Source organism: Spartinivicinus poritis (assembly GCF_028858535.1).
Lineage (GTDB): Bacteria > Pseudomonadota > Gammaproteobacteria > Pseudomonadales > Zooshikellaceae > Spartinivicinus > Spartinivicinus poritis.
Genome location: NZ_JAPMOU010000012.1, coordinates 144,907 through 164,103 on the forward strand (window position 1 = coordinate 144,907; position 19,197 = coordinate 164,103).

The 19,197-nt window shown below is 40.9% G+C and carries 17 protein-coding genes; 10 read left to right on the forward strand and 7 right to left on the reverse strand.

Annotation, left to right across the window (positions count from 1 at the left end):
* Positions 1–241: 241 nt before the first annotated feature.
* Entirely contained in the window at positions 242–1,189 is a 948-nt protein-coding gene (gene dsdC, locus ORQ98_RS11780) for a DNA-binding transcriptional regulator DsdC (RefSeq protein ID WP_274689005.1), read from the reverse strand.
* Between the two features lie 157 nt (positions 1,190–1,346).
* Here dsdC and ORQ98_RS11785 point away from each other — a divergent pair, with 157 nt between their 5' ends.
* Positions 1,347–2,348 carry a D-cysteine desulfhydrase family protein gene (locus ORQ98_RS11785; RefSeq protein ID WP_274689006.1) on the forward strand — a complete coding sequence of 334 codons (1,002 nt, stop codon included), beginning with the start codon at positions 1,347–1,349 and terminating at the stop codon, positions 2,346–2,348.
* A gap of 82 nt (positions 2,349–2,430) precedes the next feature.
* Here ORQ98_RS11785 and ORQ98_RS11790 read toward each other — a convergent pair whose 3' ends face one another.
* The 4 genes from ORQ98_RS11790 to ORQ98_RS11805 all read right to left on the reverse strand — a co-directional run bounded on the left by ORQ98_RS11790 (position 2,431) and on the right by ORQ98_RS11805 (position 5,897).
* Complete coding sequence (locus tag ORQ98_RS11790) at positions 2,431–2,886, reverse strand: ArsI/CadI family heavy metal resistance metalloenzyme (protein WP_274689007.1); 456 nt, start codon at positions 2,884–2,886, stop codon at positions 2,431–2,433.
* Between the two features lie 244 nt (positions 2,887–3,130).
* The gene (locus tag ORQ98_RS11795; RefSeq protein ID WP_274689008.1) at positions 3,131–3,475 is read right to left on the reverse strand and encodes an ArsR/SmtB family transcription factor; all 345 of its coding nucleotides are present in this window, start codon (positions 3,473–3,475) and stop codon (positions 3,131–3,133) included.
* Positions 3,476–3,584: 109 nt separating this feature from the next.
* Positions 3,585–3,752, reverse strand: a complete 168-nt coding sequence (locus ORQ98_RS11800) for a hypothetical protein (RefSeq protein ID WP_274689009.1) — start codon at positions 3,750–3,752, stop codon at positions 3,585–3,587.
* Positions 3,753–3,809: 57 nt separating this feature from the next.
* Positions 3,810–5,897, reverse strand: coding sequence for an acetate--CoA ligase family protein (locus ORQ98_RS11805; protein ID WP_274689010.1), 2,088 nt, complete (start codon positions 5,895–5,897; stop codon positions 3,810–3,812).
* A gap of 123 nt (positions 5,898–6,020) precedes the next feature.
* On the opposite strand from ORQ98_RS11805, the gene ORQ98_RS11810 reads away from it, so the two are divergent.
* From ORQ98_RS11810 to ORQ98_RS11835, 6 genes are all read left to right on the forward strand, one after another.
* Positions 6,021–6,983, forward strand: coding sequence for a GlxA family transcriptional regulator (locus ORQ98_RS11810; RefSeq protein ID WP_274689011.1), 963 nt, complete (start codon positions 6,021–6,023; stop codon positions 6,981–6,983).
* Positions 6,984–7,177: 194 nt separating this feature from the next.
* On the forward strand, positions 7,178–8,068 hold the full coding sequence (locus ORQ98_RS11815; protein WP_274689012.1) for a beta-keto acid cleavage family enzyme: 891 nt from the start codon (positions 7,178–7,180) through the stop codon (positions 8,066–8,068).
* 4 nt (positions 8,069–8,072) lie between these two features.
* Positions 8,073–9,056: a 3-hydroxyacyl-CoA dehydrogenase NAD-binding domain-containing protein gene (locus ORQ98_RS11820; protein WP_274689013.1), complete on the forward strand. Its 984-nt coding sequence runs from the start codon at positions 8,073–8,075 to the stop codon at positions 9,054–9,056.
* A gap of 244 nt (positions 9,057–9,300) precedes the next feature.
* Positions 9,301–10,368, forward strand: a complete 1,068-nt coding sequence (locus ORQ98_RS11825) for a quaternary amine ABC transporter ATP-binding protein (RefSeq protein ID WP_274689014.1) — start codon at positions 9,301–9,303, stop codon at positions 10,366–10,368.
* 2 nt (positions 10,369–10,370) lie between these two features.
* Entirely contained in the window at positions 10,371–11,729 is a 1,359-nt protein-coding gene (locus tag ORQ98_RS11830) for an ABC transporter permease (RefSeq protein ID WP_274689015.1), read from the forward strand.
* 99 nt (positions 11,730–11,828) lie between these two features.
* Entirely contained in the window at positions 11,829–12,842 is a 1,014-nt protein-coding gene (locus ORQ98_RS11835; protein ID WP_274689016.1) for an ABC transporter substrate-binding protein, read from the forward strand.
* Between the two features lie 57 nt (positions 12,843–12,899).
* Here ORQ98_RS11835 and ORQ98_RS11840 read toward each other — a convergent pair whose 3' ends face one another.
* A complete protein-coding gene (locus ORQ98_RS11840) occupies positions 12,900–13,628 on the reverse strand; it encodes a substrate-binding periplasmic protein (RefSeq protein ID WP_274689017.1) in 729 nt (242 codons plus the stop codon).
* 535 nt (positions 13,629–14,163) lie between these two features.
* On the opposite strand from ORQ98_RS11840, the gene ORQ98_RS11845 reads away from it, so the two are divergent.
* Together ORQ98_RS11845 and ORQ98_RS11850 are read left to right on the forward strand one after the other, a co-directional pair.
* Entirely contained in the window at positions 14,164–16,344 is a 2,181-nt protein-coding gene (locus ORQ98_RS11845) for a HAMP domain-containing sensor histidine kinase (protein WP_274689018.1), read from the forward strand.
* 1 nt (position 16,345) lies between these two features.
* Entirely contained in the window at positions 16,346–17,458 is a 1,113-nt protein-coding gene (locus ORQ98_RS11850; protein WP_274689019.1) for a GGDEF domain-containing response regulator, read from the forward strand.
* 68 nt (positions 17,459–17,526) lie between these two features.
* Here the strand turns inward: ORQ98_RS11850 and ORQ98_RS11855 are convergent, their stop codons facing one another.
* Positions 17,527–18,255, reverse strand: coding sequence for a substrate-binding periplasmic protein (locus ORQ98_RS11855; RefSeq protein ID WP_274689020.1), 729 nt, complete (start codon positions 18,253–18,255; stop codon positions 17,527–17,529).
* 272 nt (positions 18,256–18,527) lie between these two features.
* Here ORQ98_RS11855 and ORQ98_RS11860 point away from each other — a divergent pair.
* A partial coding sequence (locus tag ORQ98_RS11860; protein WP_274689021.1) for a substrate-binding periplasmic protein occupies positions 18,528–19,197 on the forward strand: 670 nt, incomplete at its 3' end.

The following is a 19,197-nucleotide window of genomic DNA, read 5'->3' on the forward strand; positions in this document are numbered from 1 at the left end:
TTAGTCATTTACGAAACTCCTGCATTTTGATACTTAGAATTGTTTCCCTTAACAGCTCATTACTAAGGGAACCCTTATGTAAGATAGCAATCTAGCATATTTGTCAGTTGAAAATCGTATATAAATTTTATATAAAATTTTCATATTCAAGTAATACTGTTATTTCCTAATTGCAATCTAGCCTGAGTGTTTTAATAAAAGGCACCATTAACCATCAAGGTTTTAGAGGCTTATCTGTGTTTTATTGTTGTATAAGAATAGTTTGGTTTTTTTCTACCTCTTGTAATAACCAGTTGATTAAAGCACTAATTGTTGGCTGGTTGACTCGGTCAGGATGACAGACAAAGTAGTAACTATGTTTAGCGGTGACTGACTGACCAAAAGGAGTCACCAGATGACCAGCTTGTAGAGTACTATTGATTAAGTTGAGCCTACCTAGCGCAATACCCTGGCCATTGACTGCTGCTTGAATAGCGGCTTCACTCATATCAAAACTATACTGACAACAGGCTGTTATAGATGTATTACCGGATTGCTGTTGCCAATATTCCCACTCATCATAGTGCTCGGTTTCTGGACAAGCTTGTGAGTCATGAAAAATAAGGCAGTTTTTAATATTGTCTGGATGACCATATAAATCATGTTCTGCTGCATATTCAGGACTACAGACGGGCTGCAGGACCTCTGTCATTAATTGTTTAGCGTAAAGTCCAGGATAGTTTCCTGTACCATAGTAAATAGCGGCATCAACATTTTCAGTTAAAAAATTTCGCAGATTATTGGGTGTTTCAATAGCAATTGATAATTGGGGGTAGCTGGCTTGAAGCTGGCCTAAACGGGAGGCTAACCAATTGATGGAAAATGAAGCAGGAGCAGATAAGGTTAAGTGACCACTGATATCTTGATGTCGAATATCTTGAATAGTGGTATTTATTGTATGTAAAAAATGCCCTATGACGGAAAGCAGTTGTTTGCCTTCTGCGGTTAGCTCTATATTTCGATTAAACCTTAAGAATAAATTAAAGCCTAATTGCTGCTCTAGGTTTTTTATTCGATGGCTAACAGCACTTTGGGTCAAGTGAAGTTCCTTGGCTGCTAGGGTGAAGCTCATATGCTTAGCTGTACAAGCAAAGCAGTGGAGATTGGCAAGTATGGTGGCATTCAAAGGGCTGACTTTCTCATTAATCATATTAATCCGTAGATTGAAATTTCTTGCTTGTGATCATAAATAGGTATTTGTTGTAATGATACCTTTCTTACACCTAGTTAAAAAAGCCGATAAAAAGTTTAATTTATACCCAAAACGTAGGCTATCTATTATCGTTAATAAAGCACTAAGGTTTCATATGTTAACTCAAACACTGCCTCGCACATCTCTTGGTTTTTTCCCAACACCTGTTGTTGAATTAAAGCAGCTCAGTAACCAGTTAAAGGGGCCTCGAATTTTTATTAAACGAGATGATCAGACTGGGTTAGCGCTGGGAGGTAATAAAACTCGAAAACTGGAGTATCTCGTTGCGGATGCGTTGCAACAAGGCTGTGACACTCTGGTCACTGCAGGTGCTCCTCAGTCCAACCACTGTCGTCAAACGGCAGCTGCAGCAGCATTAATGGGGTTGGATTGCCATTTGGTGCTAGGAGGAGAGGCGACCAGCAAGGTAAATGGTAACTTATTGTTGGATCGATTATTGGGTGCCAATATTCATTGGTCTGGTGAGCAGCGCAAAGGTGAGCAAATTCCTCAAATAATTGACGCATTAACAAAACAGGGAAAAAAACCTTATGAGATTCCATATGGTGGGTCTAATGCTGTCGGTGCTGCCGCCTTTGTTTTTGCTGTAGAAGAGTTATCCCAACAACAGTGTAATCTTGATATTGAGTTTGACCATATTGTATTTGCTTCCAGTTCAGGGGGAACTCATGCAGGGTTAACGGTAGGGAAGTCACTGTTACAACTGAATACACAAATCATCGGTATTGGTATTGATAAAGGAGAGGCTGGTGAATTGCCTTATACAACTTATTTAACCCAACTCAGCAATGAAACTCATGCCCTTGTTTCGAAGGAGCAAGCCCATTACACGGAGTCAGATTTTTTCTTGAATACCAATTATCAGGGAGCAGGTTATGGCGTAGTGGGTGATTTAGAAAGAGATGCTATTCAGCTAGTAGCCCAAACGGAAGGCATTTTATTAGACCCTGTTTATACTGGGCGAGCAATGGGCGCATTAATTGATATGATTCGAAATAAACAGTTTGACCAACAACAAACCGTCTTATTTTGGCATACAGGTGGTGCACCGGCTTTATTTGATTATGCCGATGAGCTTACTAGAGATGCCCTTTAGTGATCCAAGTAAAAATACACCAACTGAATAACGGAGTTTGTTTTCATATTCAGTTATTCAGATGGCAAATAAATCCATATGATTAACAACAGCCGCTGGTTGTAGATACACAACAACTGGATTGTTTTTTACTAGCGTTTTTTGGCTCATCGTTATTGGATTGCCCATGATAGGTAGCAATGGTTTCCATAGAGTGAAATGCTTCCCAGGCAATACCGTCGGGGTCCGTTGTCCAGTATTTATTGGATCGTGCGTAACAGCAATGAGTATCTTGTTGGGCAGCAATGGGTTGGTTAGCTAATTCCATTGCCGTTTTTATCTTTTCCAGTCCTTCATTGTTTGTCACCTGAAGGCCTAAATGATCTACACCAAACTGTTGGCTGTGATTTGATATGGCGAAATTAACAAATGGATCATCCAATTGCCATTTAGCATAGTCTGCCTTTAGAACCGTCGGCTCAGACTCAAACAACTGACTGTAGAATTGAACACTTTGCTGTAGGTTTTTCACATTGAGGTGAATATGTAATCGTTTCATGGTTTATTCTCCTTTTTTATTTAATATGGATATATGTAATTCCATATATTTAAAGACTCAAAAATACAAAGTTTTTATAACGATTATTCCATATCAAACAATGAATTTACTTACTCCTTTCCTTTTTAGAAACTGTCGCGAAAATAAGTCTAGTGTCCGATATGGAGTAGTAGGCTATTCCTCGCCTTTAGAGCTAAAGCTGTTCCCGACAGCAGCGATTGAATACCCTGCCACCCCATATCCGCTAGCTTTTTGCATAGGGAGATGCACAACATTTAGCCCTTAGCGCAACCTGTTTAAAACCTGGGTCTTTATTAAACACAGGTTTTAAGCCAGCGATGATGTTACTCATCCAGCCAGGCATTAAGGGGTTGAGTGCATAATAGACCCACTGCCCACGCCGCTCATCCACGACCAAGCCACAACTTCTTAATTGGGCGAGGTGACGGCTGACCTTAGGCTGAGAGATGTTGATTGCTGCAGCTAAATCACATACACAAAGTGACTCATGGCTGCACAGCAACATCAGGCACTGCAGTCGCGTATCATCAGATAAACATTTAAAAAAAAGCGAAGGTTTATTAGTCATTGGTTACTGAACCGCTTTTCTGGCACTCAATTATTAAGAGGGTATTTATCTGTATATATGGATAAGCATATATACAGTTTAAACAATGTGCAAGTTTTTATTCAATAAACTATGCTTTAGGTACCGTTTGAGGTGATAACTTAAGCTGTAACATTTTTTTGAAAATATCAATTGGGTTTTGTCCAGCCATTAATTTATTTGGTGGGATACGAAAGTCATACAATGGTATGGCTAATACTGTAGCAAGCAATAAGCCGCATAAGGACTGAAACCCCATCCAGGCATACTCCCATTATTGACTGATTCTTAATCAGCTTAGATGCTGGACTATCTTTCACGCAACGATTAAGGCATCTAATGCCACTACTCCTTGTTGATTAACCACGACCGGGTTGATATCAATTTCTTTGACTTGTCCTGCGAGTTGATTGACTAATTGACAGAATTGGTAAATAGCGTCTATTAAAGCGTCAATATTAGCGGATTGATTACCGCGAACACCAGTTAAAATGCGATAGCTTTTCAGCTGGGTTAATTTATGTTTTATCTCGGCTGGTGAGGCGGAAGGTAATAAGAACATTTTATCATTTAAATATTCAGCCAAAATGCCCCCAGCACCAATAATGATGATAGGGCCAAAGGTGTCATCAGTTTTCATACCAAAAATCAGCTCGTGATCAAAAGACTGCATAGGCTGAATCAGTGCGTCAGGCCCTAATTGGGTTGATAACTGCTGATAGGCAGTAAGTAATGCATTCATATCCTTTAAATTAAGGATAACCCCACCAACATCAGCTTTATGCAGAACACCAGGCATAGCGGTTTTTAACACCACGGGAAACGGTAGTTGGTGCTGTAAGTTTCGTATTGCTTGAACATTATTGATGGCATAACTGATATTGGTTGGAAAACCATATTCTTTTAATAAAAGCAGGGCATCATGTTCTTGAATAACGTGTTGTTTGGTTAATACATCAATAGTTGTATTTGTTTGAGGGGATGTATTTATTTGAGAGGTTGCAGCTTTTTGCTGGCTAACAGATGAATATTGGAAATTCCTAAAATCGAATAAGTGTTTAATGGCTAATAGGGCAGGGCGAGTGCCGGTTAACACAGGTACATTTAATTGGTTTAATCGTTCAGTGGTTTTGCTGCGACGAGAGCCACTAAAATTGGTCATAAATACAATGGGTTTTTTAGTGGTTTTTTGGGCGATTTTTATGGCTTCCACCAGGCCATCAGTTAGAAAATAATTATCACGAATATCCTGGCTGAATAAACCAATGGCTGCATTGGGGTCCTGCATCATTATTGCCAAGGACTCACCAAAAATACGCTCAAAATCTAAACCGGTTCCCCATGGGTCTAACGGGTTATCAGCGGTTTGGCCAAACTCTTGAATCGCTTGCAACTGGGTTTGGGTGGTGTCTTCCATGGTTGCGAAGGGGAGGGAGATGGCTTCAGCTTCATCGGCTAGCAGGTTGCGTTCACCCCCCGAGTCAGCCACGGCCATTAACCCCCCGCTAGCAATAGACGGAAATTGACTAAACAGCAGTAAGCTATTGGCCAGTTCATCCAAGCTCGATACGCGAACCACCCCATAATGATCAAACACTGCTTGCAAGGCATCATCATCGCCAGCCATACCCCCTGAATGGCTCAACGCAAACTGCGCCCCCAGTTCACTGCGACCCACTTTCATTGCGACAACCGGAATACGCTGACTGATTGCTTGCTGCAATGCCTGAATAAATAAAGCCGGTTTACGGATCGTTTCAACATACAAACCAATCACTCGGGTGGTGGGTTGGCTTAAGGCGTAAAGGATAAAGTCTGCTACACAAGTCGTGGTTTCGGCACCAGATGCAATGGCCAAGTTGAATGTAAGCTGTGGGTCGTTATGGGCCAGGGTGCTAAAGACTGAACCAGACTGAGTGATTAAGGCAATATGGCCAGGGGTTGCATCATTGGGTGCTTTAAACCCGCAAACCCGTAGCTGGATATCATGGTTATAAAAGCCCATCGCATTGTGGCCTAGTAAGGGTACTCCAGCGGCCTCGCACTGGGCGGCAATCCGTGTGGCTAATGGTGGTTCTAAATCATCAGCTAATACCGCATTAGCAAATAACACAATGGCTTTAACCCCCGCCTCAATGGCAGTTGCCACCTGCGCTTCTGCTCGATGGGCGGCAATACATAACACGGCTAAGTCCACCGGTTTGCTGATAGCTTGCAGACTTTCATAACAGGGCAAGCCACAGACTTCTGTGTAACGGGGGTTTATGGGGTAAATGTCACCCTTGAAGCCAGATTGTTGAATCATGGCAACCATATCATGACCTAGCCCTGGTTTATTGGAAGCGCCAATTAAACCGATGGATTGGGGGGTGAGTAAGGGATTGAGAGTGGTGGTTATGGTCATGACAGCTTATCCCGTTGGCTATTTGTATTTATTTGCAAACCACTATAGGAGAAGGAATTCACTTGATTTTGCTCTTTTCCGCTTTTAATTTGATATAAACCGTCAAATTTTTAGGAAAAATGAATGTTTGGTGACCCTCCTCATAAGCTGCCCCAACAGGTCAGCTATTTGCTGCTGCCACGCTTTTCCCTGATAGGTTTTTCTTCATTGGTCGACCCATTGCGTTGGGCTAATACCATCAGTGGTAAGGTGCTATATGACTGGAATAATCTAGCAGTCACTGGCACGTCGGTTGAGTCCAGTGATCGGATTGCTGTTCAGGTGGATGGAACAATTAATGATATTGATCACTGCCAAATGCTGATTGTCTGTGCCGGATATGATCCCCAGCACCAGGTAAATCCGGCTCTGATGGGTTGGCTTAGAAGACAAGCCTCTCATGGTGCCCTTATTGGCGCCCAGGATACAGGAAGTTATATTCTGGCCAGTGCCGGATTATTGAATCACTACCGAGCCACCATTCACTGGGAAAACCTGCAAAGCTTTGCTGAGATGTTTCCTCAAGTAAAAGTGGTCAATGATATTTTTGAAATTGATCGAAATCGATTTTCTTGCTCTGGTGGGCTTTCCGGCTTAGATATGATGCTGCATTTGGTGCAATGTCAACATGGTCAGGACTTGGCCTCCGCCATTGCCGAGCAGCTTATTTACAGTCAGCGACGCAGCGCTGAGCACCCCCAGCGGTTATCTCTTCAAGCCCGGCTGGGCACCACTAATCCTAAGTTAATTGCTGCCATTAAAATCATGCGCAGAAATCTAGAAGAGCCATTGAGTATTCCGGCACTGGCGGCTGAAGTGCATATTTCTGATCGGGAGCTGGAACGGCTATTTCGCAAGCATCTGCAGACCACACCGGGTAGCTATTATCGAAATCTCAGGCTAGAACAAGCCAGGTGTTTATTACAACAAACCAGCCGCAGTGTCACCAATATTGCGGTTGCTTGTGGCTTTAGCTCATCAGCTCACTTTTCCCGCAGCTACCTCAGCCGATATGGCATAGCGCCAAGTAAAGACCGGCAGTCATAAATTGACCAATTATTGATAAACCCTGCTTAAAATTGTCATATTTGTCGATTTTAGGCAAGTTATACTCGATTAATATCAATTATCCTTGGGGCGGGCAAGGTAGCTTGATAAATAATAACAACAGCAATGCAACAACAATAACAAGCCAAAATAAAAAAACAGACAAAAAATAACTAGAAGGAATTCGCCTGAGCATGAATAACGATGTCATTATCACCTGTGCAGTCACAGGCTCTGGAGATACCGTAGGAAAACATCCTGCTATTCCTATTACCCCAGCCCAAATCGCCAATGATGCCATTGAAGCTGCTAAAGCCGGTGCGGCGATTGCCCATATCCATGTTCGCGACCCTGCTACCGGTAAGGCATCCCGTGATGTCGCCCTTTATCAGGAAGTCGTAGCTCGGATTAGAGAGCAAAGCACTGATATTGTTATCAACTTAACGGCAGGCATGGGGGGCGATCTTTACCTTGGGCCTGATGAAGCTCCCACTGATTTTTCCGAAAGCACTGATCTGGTCGGGGGAATGGCCAGGCTGCCCCATGTAGAAGCGTTACTGCCAGAAATCTGCACGTTGGATTGTGGCTCCCTCAATTTTGGTGACAGTAATTTAGTGTATGTGGCAACGCCTGAAATGCTTCGGATCGGTGCTCAACGTATCCAAGCCTTGGGGGTGAAGCCTGAGCTGGAAATTTTTGATACTGGTAACCTCTGGTTTGCCTTGCAGCTATTAAAAGAAGAGTTGGTTGATTCGCCACCCTTGTTTCAGCTCTGTCATGGGATTCCCTGGGGGGCGCCCCCAGACATTGGCGTCATGACCGGAATGGTGAATATGTTGCCAGATAATGCTAACTGGACAGCCTTTGCCTTGGGGCGTAATCAAATGCCTTGGGTGGCTCAGTCAATGCTATTAGGTGGCAATGTGCGGGTTGGTTTGGAAGACAACCTGTATTTGGATAAAGGAGTATTTGCCAGTAATGGGCAATTGGTAGAGCGAGCAGCCAATATCGTTACCAGCCTGGGAGGGCGGTTGTTATCACCTGCCGACGCAAGAACCAAGCTAGGGTTGAAGCAACATGGATAAACCTATGACACAGCCCATAGTGAGCCGATTGGAGCCCACTCAAGTCAGTCGGGCAGGAGTGATTGGTACTGGCACCATTGGTGGCGCCTGGGCTTTACACTTTCTAAGAATGGGAATGGATGTCGTTGCTTATGATCCAGGCCCTAATGCCCAACAAAATCTGTTGAATATGGTCGAAGCTATTTGGCCCACCATGAAAGAGCTGGGATTGCGTGAAGGCGCCAGCCCTAAGCGACTGAGTTTTGCCAATAGCATGGAAGAGCTGACTCAACGTGTTCAGGTGATTCAAGAAAGCACCCCAGAAAATTTAACGGCCAAGCGTCAGTTATTTGCTGAACTGGATTCAATAACACCCCCAGATGTCGTGATTATTTCCAGTACCTCTGGTTTTGCCATGACGGATATGCAGGTGAATTGCGAGCATCATCCAGAACGCTTTGTGGTAGGGCATCCGTTTAACCCTCCTTATTTGATTCCTTTCTGTGAAGTGGTGGGGGGAGAACAAACCAGCCCAGATGCGGTTGATTGGACTGCGGCTTTTTATGAATCCATCGAAAAGCAAGTTGCCAAAATGGATAAGGAACTACCAGGGTTTATTGGCAATCGGCTGCAAGAAGCCCTTTGGCGCGAAGCGCTGCATATGGTGGCGAATAACGAATGCAGTGTAGAAGATATCGATAAGTCCATTGCCTATGGGATGGGGTTACGCTGGGCCATTATGGGTCACTGCTTAACTTATCATTTAGGGGGTGGCCAAGGGGGAATGGCCCATTTATTAGATCATTTTGCCCCAGCCTTGAAGGAGCCCTGGACTCGGTTAGAAGCACCTGAACTCACCCCTGCATTGCGTGATGCCATGGTACAAGGCTGCCTAAACCAGGCAGAAGGTCGTTCAATTAATGAACTGGTTAAAGAAAGGGATGACTGTTTAATACGTATTATCAATACGTTAAAAGAATATAAAGCAAACCACGGTATTCAGCGGTAATACGGAATACTAAACAATACCGTTTTTAACTCTATTCATAGAGAAGTTGCGAGAGAATAAATATGAAGTAACAGGATATTCTTCCACCGCTCTATAAGGCCATCCTTGGCCTTTAGAGCTTTGGCTGTTCCCGACAGCCGTTCCAGAATACCCTGTCACTCCATATTCCCTGCTTTATCGACACTCTCAATAACTCTCCATAAGGAGTTGAAACCATAATAACGATAAAAAAAGAGGTTTATCCATGAGGAGTACCAGTAGTGAAGCGACCACGATTGAGTGCCAGAATGTCTGGAAAATCTTTGGTGATCGAGCTGAAGAAGCCTTAACTGCCATCCAAACCCGTGGGTTAACTAAAGAACAGGTCCACGCCGAATTTGATTGTGTAGTAGGGGTTGCAGGCGCCAGTTTTACCGTATCAGAAGGTGAGGTTTTCTGCATTATGGGGCTATCTGGCAGTGGTAAATCAACCCTGGTTCGCCATATTAATCGCCTGATTGAACCCACTGCCGGCAATATCCTGATTGATGATGAAAATATCAGTGAGTTAGATGATGACTCACTGCGGGCAGTGCGCGCAGATAAAATCGGCATGGTATTTCAGCATACCGCATTACTGCCCCATCGCACAGTAAGAGAAAATGTAGCGTTGGGTTTAGAGTTGCGCCATGTGGATGAACAAACCCGGTTACGGATTGCTGAAAAAAAGCTGGCGTTAGTGCAGCTAACAGGCTGGGAAGATCGCATGCCTGCTGAACTGTCTGGGGGGATGCAGCAGCGAGTAGGGTTGGCTCGAGCCATGGCAGCAGACCCACGTATTTTATTAATGGATGAGCCTTTCAGTGCATTAGATCCTTTAATTAGACGTCAGTTGCAGGATCAATTTTTAGCCCTGGCTGAGGTAATGAAAAAAACCACCTTGTTTATTACCCATGATTTAGATGAAGCGATTCGTATTGGTCATCGTATCGCGATTATGAAGGATGGCAAAATTGTTCAAATAGGTACACCAGAAGCCATAGTGACAGCCCCGGTTGATGATTATGTGGCGGATTTTGTTAAAGGTATTTCTCGACTTAAACTGGTGTTTGCTCAATCGATTATGCAGCCGCTTGCTGATTATTTAAACGAATGCAACACTTGTCTTGAACAAATTAATCATTTTCCAACAGCAGCCCAAGATGCGAACTTAAATCAACTAATCGATTTAGCCATTGTCCATGATCATCCAACGCTTATTTGTGATGGAGCAACACCGGTGGGTATTGTAACAAGAAAACAGTTGTTGCGTGGTATACAAGGAGGTGATTAAGCATGGCAAGTATGGGTACAGGTATGGATAGCACGGTAAATGGTCTGGCAACGAATAATAAGACAAAAGAATTGGAACAGTTAAAACAGTTTTTGGTGCATTCTTCCAATTATTATTCACAACAATTTAATCAGCTTGTTCATGGTAAAAAGCTCAGCTTTAATACGGCAGCTGTATTATTTGGGCCACTATGGGCTGCTTATCGCAATATTTGGGTATTATTTTGGATCTTGTCAATCGCTGATGTGATTGGCCTGGTTATCATTGGCCGTAGTGTATGGGGCAGTGAAAAATACCCAGAAGCCAGCCTGATGATGGGTGTATCGGTATTGGTTTTGTTTCGTTTGCTGGGTGGACTTGTCGCTAATCAACTGTATTATGCTTACTTTAAGCGGTGGCGTGTAAACTCTGGCTTGCAGTGTGGCGTCAGTACTAAACGAATTGGCATCGGCTGCCTGCTAATATTGGCTACCTATCCACTGACCATTTATCAATTTACCGCTACACATATTGCCAGTTTTCTTGAAACCTTCCCTACCTCACGAAAAATTGCGGCAAAAACGGCGCTAGCCATTGACCATAGTGTCGATTGGATGATCAGCCAATTTGAGGGCATGTTTGATAATATTACTGCTTGTATTAGAGAAATATTAAATTTTCTTGAGCTGATTTTTATTGGTACACCTTGGCCGGTGATGGCTTTGTTATTACTGTTATTGTCTTGGCGGGCTGCTGGTTGGAAAGTGGTTGCATTTACTGCTGCAGCACTAGCGTATTTAGGCTTTTTTGGGTTTTGGAATAAAGCCATGAGTACCATGGCGTTAGTGGCTGCATCTGTATTTATTTGTTTTATCATAGGTACCCCCTTGGGTGTTTTAGCGGCAAGAAAGCCTCGTTTTAATGCGGTGCTAACACCCATATTGGATTTAATGCAAACCATGCCAAGCTTTGTTTATTTAATACCGGCCATTGCCTTTTTTTCCATTGGTAAACCGCCTGCCGTATTAGCAACGGTTATTTTTGCCATGCCCCCTATGATTCGACTAACCACGTTAGGCATAAAACAGGTGCCGGAGTCAGTGATTGAAACCATGTTAGCGTTTGGTGCAACCTCGCGACAAATTCTATTTAAAGCAGAATTACCTTTGGCTGTCCCTTCCATTATGACGGGTATCAATCAAAGCATCATGATGAGCTTGTCAATGGTGGTGGTGGCTGCCTTGATAGGAGCGGGAGGGTTAGGGTATGACGTACTGTTTTCATTGCAGCATTTAGAGGCGGGCAAAGGTTTATTAGCCGGTATTGCCATTGTGCTATGTGCAATGATACTGGACAGGATTGTTCAAGGAAAAAGAAAATAGGACACCTCTAAAGAAAAAATCACTATTTTTAGAGGCATCCTATAGATGTTCTTCGTGAATGATTTTAATTAGAACAATAAAAAAGAGGTAGTAATAATAATGAGTAAAATAATAAAAAAACTAGGGTTAGCCACTGTGTTTACCTTCGGGATTACCCAGGTTGCTGCAGCTAAAGATACCATTGTGATTGGTGAAGTGAGCTGGGATGCTTCTTTGGCTATTGAACAGGTATTGAAACAGGTCATGGAAAAGCATTTGGATGTTAACGTAAAAATAGTGGCTACTGATCAATCTGCGATTTGGGCAGCGATGGACAAAGGTAAAGGGAGTATTGATGTTCACCCTGATGTGTGGACATCCTCTCAAGCGGAGCCTTGGACAAAGTTTGTGGTGAAAGGAGGCAAAGAGTCGGTATTGGCTAATCAAAAACCGTATATGGGAACAGAAGGTTTATTTATTCCTGGCTATATCCAAGACAAGTATGGGGTAAAATCCGTTTATGACTTAGCCAAGCCTGAAATCGCTAAATTATTTGACCAAGACGGGGATGGCAAAGGAGATTTTTGGCCTGGTGCGCCAGGCTGGGGAATTGTTAAAGTCAATCAAGTCAAAGCGAAAAGCTATGGATTTGATCAATATTTTAAAGCCTTTCATGTGTCTGATGCTATTCTAAGGGCGCAACTTAAAACAGCCTTTCGTAAGAAAACCGGGATTTTATTTTATTCCTGGACGCCTGACTGGATTCACAAGGCATATGATTTACGAAAATTAGAAGAGCCAACATTTACTGGTTATGCTAGTAAAGATAAACAACAAGATCCTAACTATAACCCAGATGGCTGCTGGAATATGGTAAAAGGGGATGAATGGTTGGAGAAGAGTGCTATTACCTGTGATTGGCCAGAAACGAAAGTCTATTTAGCTTACTCAAAATCGTTACTAAGCCGAAATATTCAAGTAGCCCAGTTTTTAAATAATGTGTCTTTTACAACGGATGACATTAGCCAGTGGATATATCAGATTGCTCAAGAAAAAGAAGCCCCTGAAGATGTCGCTGAAGAGTGGATTAACAATAACCAAGCTGTTGTTAAGCAATGGTTAAATCAGTCATAAACCCTTATATCCATACCCTCTAGAGTAACTCTGCTGAGGGAGAGCAAGATACTTCCCTCAGTTGCTAAAGCGGTATTTATCTTTAATTTTTGCTAGATCTCCGTTTGCTTGTAACTTGATCATACCTTCTGTTATTAACCTGGCATAGTGTTTAGAAGAAGGTAGCACTGGAGAAAAAGCTATAGACATGCCGCCTGTTTTTAAACAACCTGCCATTTTAAGCTTATATGTCAGCTGGTGTGTTTGTATTGTATGGCTAATCACATAGGGACTATCGATAATAGCATCAACACGCTTTGTAGCTAGCTTTTGAATATTTCTTAGTAATGCTCCACGGTCATCACCTTTTAACACTTGAATAAAGTGGCTATTCGTATTTTGTTTTATATATTGGTCTACCTCACCACCATCATCGTAAGGGTAATCCTGTACAATGCCTAAGCGAATGTTTTCTAAGCTGTTGACGTTTATATATTGCCAGGTGGAGTTACCTCGGATGTGAAAGCACATATTATAGGTGACTTGTGGTATAGTAGGGAAAATAAAGTCAGGGGTAATACTTTTTGAGGATCCAAATACCGCGTTATATTTTCCATTTCTTGTTTCGAGAATGGCTCTTGACCAAGGCATGCTGGCCAGTTTCAACGAATATCCATGGTCAGCTAAAATGCGTATGACTACTTCAGAAAAAATGCCAGGTTTTTCGGCGAACCCCTCTTCAGTGGATGGATCTACACAAATATAAGGGCACCACCCATTGCCAGCCACAATAATCACATCGCTCATTGTGATGATTGGTTTGAGAAAAAGTATGAATAAAAGAAGCGCCGCTAAGCATCTATTGGTAGTACTGTTCATTACATAGTGACTTGTCACCCGTTAAAGGTGCTTTGGAAATGTTTACTTTTTCTGTTGAGATACTCACCAGTATAGTATAGGGCACCTTTAAGGCGTTGGTTTAAAGGTATGTTGGTGGCTGTCGACTAGTGAGTAAAGCCTCCAGTTGGTGGTTAGTGTCAGTATACCCGTCGAGAATGATTTTTAGGTTTTGCTATCATCGCTCCTAATCACCAAGGAAGGTGTGAATGCAGTTAATGCATTATGACATGGATGTCATGTATTAGGGCAATGCAGGAGCAATTGCCGAGGTGCAATTAACTGTCACCCCAATCACCTATTAATATAGGCTCAAGGGGCTTCGTCACTTGATGGCCTCACCTAAAAACCCTTCGCATTGGGTATATATAGGCTACTGAATGGTTGAATTGGGTAATCCTATCTAAGCTATTGACATACAGAATCAAGATGAACTGATGTTGTTATGTCTGACCGAGAAGTGCCTGCAAGTGAAACCGCTGCTTTAGTTGGAACACGCAATTCAATAGCGACTCAATTACTAAAAGCGGTTTTTTCAATCTACCTGTTAATTACTATAGTGCTAACACTTACCCATATGGTAGTCGATTTTACTGAAACCAAACAGAGTATATACAATGAGTTAATTAATATTAGTGAAGCGTTCGCTCCAGTGTTGCGGAGATCTATCTGGGATCTTAACCCAGAATCGACAAAGAGTGCTCTTGAAGGAATGAATAAATCATCCCATGTACTAGGTGTGCTTATCAGAGATAATAATAATAATATAATTGGTGCTTTAGGTCCAATTTTTGATCAAACGATTGAAGTGTCTTTTTCTAATAAGGAAAAGACTATAGATATTATCTCTGAGTATGAGGTGTTTGAGCACTCAACAGTAATAACGCCTATTAAATTATTGAATATTTATACTAAGGAAAAAGTCAAAAAATATAAGATTGAACAAATTGGGGTATTAACATTATATTCCAGTCATAGTGTTGTATTTGATAGTGTTAAACTTGGGTTTGCCTTAATTATCGTTAATGCTGTATTAAAAACAGCAGCATTATGGATGTTGTTCCTGTTATTCTCACGCTATATGTTGGCTAAGCCATTAGCTATATTATCCCGTGCGATGGAAAAAGTGAGATCAGATAACATCGATAATGTAGACGTTGACCTTAACGTAAAAAAGTATAATGAATTGACCGTGCTGGAAGCAGGTTTCAACCAGATGATTAGCAGTTTATTGGAAACCAGGAGGCATTTGCAAAATAGCCATCATCGTCTGACTGTTTTATTGAGCGGCATTAGAGGCTTATCCAGTGCTAGTGATAGATTTAGCGCCATGGCGTTGGCGACACACAATGTCATTGAGCTTATCTATCATGATATTATCCAACTAATTCAATTTGGCCACTTCGAGTATAATCAGAAATCGAAAGAAAGCTTTTTTACCTATCAATATAAATTGACAGACAAAAGGGTGGATAGTGTTAGTCAACAACAGCTGATGAGTCTTAACTGTTATGATGTTCATGAAGTATTACCTGAAGCAATCAAGGATGTTGAAAATAATGGGAGTTTATATAGTGAACATGATGATAAATTGATTTTTTTGGTTAAGCGCCAAAATGAATTATTAGGGTTTATAGAAATCAATGGTAAACTTGAGCAGCCGTTATCTTTAGAAGATAAAAATGCTATTAGTATGTTGATAGAGTCTTTGTCGATTACACTCGATAATATTTATATTAGGCAAGGGTTAGAGCAACAGGTTAAAATGAGAACCAAAGTGCTCAAGGATACACTGGATCAACTGCAAAAAGAACATGTCCGATTAAAAGAAACACAGTCTAAGCTGGTTCATTCAGAAAAAATGGCAGGTTTAGGTGTATTGGTAGCAGGGGTGGCCCATGAAATTAACAATCCTGTTAACTTTGTCCATGTGGGAGGGCAAAACCTTGAGCATGAGCTAGAAACATTTAAATCATTTATTTTTGAGCTAGCAGGTGAAGAGGCTAGTCAATCCATAAAAGATGAGTTCAATACACGTTTTGCTAAGCTGTTTAAACATAGTAATAATATATTAAATGGTAGTACACGAATTAAAAATATTGTTCATGAGTTGAAATCGTTTTCCCGGTTTGATGAAGATAGTAGGAGTGATGTGAATATTATTGCTGAGCTAAGGTCGACTATTAAATTAGTAACAACCAGGTTTAAACGTAGTGTGGATTTTTATTGTGATTTTAAATCGGCACCATTAATTACGTGTTGGCCAGCTAAGCTTAACCAAGTTTTTCTCAATTTATTGATCAATGCTTGTCAGGCAATCCAGGAAAAATACCATCAATTGACTGAGTCAGAAGTAGGCCACTTATTTATTCGTTCATTTCAAACAAGTAAATACGTGTATATCAGTTTTGAAGATGACGGAATTGGAATGCCCAAAGAGGTACAGCAAAAAATATTTGATCCCTTTTTTACCACCAAGAAGGTAGGGGAGGGAACAGGTCTGGGCTTATCACTATCCCATGAAATTGTTGAAAGGCATGATGGTTGTATATCAGTGAATACGGTGGATCAAATAGGAACTACAATAACGGTATCGCTTCCATTGCATGATCACTACGAGGATTGACATGAGCATTTTTAGCGATAAAAAGCTTAAAGATATTCAGAAACAAAATTATAACTATAAGAAGCATAATATTTTGATTGTTGATGATGAGGTTGACAACCTGGAAGCGTTAGAAAGTGCTTTAAGCCAAGAGTACAATGTCACTAAAGCTCAGGATGGTGAAGAAGCGCTGAGTTTAATTGAAGGTGGTAATGGGGCTGAGCAGTTTGATTTAATTATCTCTGATCAGCGTATGCCTAAAATAAGTGGCGTAGACTTTCTTTCTAAAACGATTGCAATATGTCCACTTACCGTTCGGATGATTCTCACCGCTTACGCAGATGCCAATGCTATCATTGATGCGGTCAATAAAGGGCATGTATATAAGTTTATTTTAAAGCCTTATGATAGAGAGGATATGATTATCACGGTTCGGCGTGCGTTGGAGGCATTTGAGCTCGAAAAGGAAAATATGGAGCTTATTCATCAATTAAAAATAACTAACTCTGAATTGGAACTGAAAGTTGAAGAGCGTACTAAAGAGTTACAGCGAGCATTAGAAAAGCAGGAAAGGCTCAATGAAAAAATTCTTGCCCAAACCAAGGAGCTGCAAACGGTAAATGAACAACTGTCTTATCTGGCGACCACGGATTCATTAACAGGGCTTCCTAATAGAAGGCATTTCCTAGAGTTATCTGACAAAGAGTTTGATCGATCTCAACATTATAAGCAGGCATTGTCTGTATTGGTTATAGATATTGATTATTTTAAACAAATCAATGACATTCATGGCCATATTGCCGGTGATAAAGTGCTGATGGAGTTTGCTGATTTCCTGAGTGAATCCATTCGTGTGCATGATATTGTAGGCCGAATGGGAGGGGAGGAGTTTTGTATTACATTACCGCAAACCGATTTACAAACCAGTTATAGTTTTGCAGATAGGATTCGAGAGGGGGTATCAAAACTATTGGTTGAGTATGATGGCCAACAATTGCAGATAACAATCAGTATTGGTTTATCTCAAGTACGACAGGAGGACACTGCGATTGAACATGCTATTCATCGGGCTGACATAGCTTTATATCAGGCTAAAAATGATGGCCGAAATTGTGTGGCAATGGATGAAAAATAATATAAGGATCGTCTTATAGCTGTTTACAGTTTCTGCGTAACCTAAGGGTGTTCCTATAGAAGGTCATGTTAGAAAAAGTATTTTTTATGGATTAACTGAATAATGCCCTTTTTTTGGATAGTGATTAGTGCATTTCTAACCTTTTTTACTAGTGTGGTGTCTGAGTCTTTATTAAAAGCTATATAGAGCTCATCAGATAAATCTTCTAGTCTGTATACCCGCGTATACTTCCTTATTGTTAATCCTTCTTTTTTAATGTTGTAAACAAATGATGCCTCGTCAAATGCAATCAGATCAACACGGCCTAATAGGAGCTTGCGTAAGTTTTGCGTATCATTAGATACTATTTTTAAATCGGAAAATCCCTGTTTTTCCAAGTAAGTAGTAATTACATCGGAAATAGAGCAACCAATAGAATATCGCTTAGCATCCTCTAATGACTGTATATTAATATCAGTTCGTTCTTGCAGTTTATATAAAGAGGTTTTATAAGGGGCGATAGCACCAACCCATTGAAACAAGTTTTCGCGTTCAGGTATTCTGGCAATAGAGTAGATCATAAAGTTTTTAGTGTTTAGCGCTAGATCATAAGCTCTTGCCCAGGGATAAATACTAATTTGGGGTTTCAGCTCAGCTTCTTCTAAAACAGCTAGCAGTATTTCTGTTGACATGCCCTCAATTTTTCCCGATTTTTCAAAATTATAGGGAGGAAAGTCTTCAGTAACGATATGGACTTCTTGACAAAAAGCTACAATTGATAGGCTGGCCAGTAAAATAAAAATAATCAGCTGTTGCACGAGTAAACCTTATATCACCCTTTACTATAGGTGTTCTTGCTTAAGAGTGTAGACCTTAGGGCCTTGGTGTGAAAGTAACTGAAATTATAAGTAACCTTTATTTGCACTATGAGTTATCATTGAAGCCTATTAAGGCAAACAGTATAATTGAATTTAAAGCTCTCAAGCGCGATTAGGGTTTACTACTGTTACGTAACAGAGGTAAATTGGTATATAAATAATAGCTAATTATAAGGTTGTGATATGAAGAATCATTAAAAAAGGTATTACGTATGAAATCGAAAAGTAGTTTTGTCGTTTCATATTATGTTATTTTTTATTGCCTTTTATTATTAGTTAAAAGCCATGCCTCAGCCAACTATGATTTGCTGGTAGCCATGACAGATCACTATCCACCATTTGAATACATCGAAGATGGCTCACCAAGAGGTATTTCGATTGAAATTTTAAACTTAATTTTAAAAAAGCTTGATATAGAAGTAAGTATACGTTTTATGCCTTGGAGTCGTGCTTATAAAATAGCAACTACTACCCCGAATACCATGCTAATGACTATGTCGAAAACGGAAGAGCGGGATCAGTATTTTGAATGGGTAGGGCCTATCTACAAAACTCAGGTAAAAGTGTATCGTTTGCAAAGTAGAAAAAATATAAATTTAGTGGATATTGATGCAGCCAAAAATTATAGAGTTGGTACTGTAAGAGGGTATGCATCAGAAAAGCTTCTGCTTAGCAACGGATTTAGTTTTGGAGATAACTTGTTCAGCGCATCAGACTCTGATATAAACTTTCAAAAGCTATTAGGTAAGCGAATTGACTTATTGGTTTCGAATGATTTAACTATAGTTTATTTGTTAAAAAAATACCTAATTATCATCATGCCTAAGCTATATTTAGTAGCTTACCTGGTAGCGGAGGTGTTCTCAGCGCTACAAATGCTAG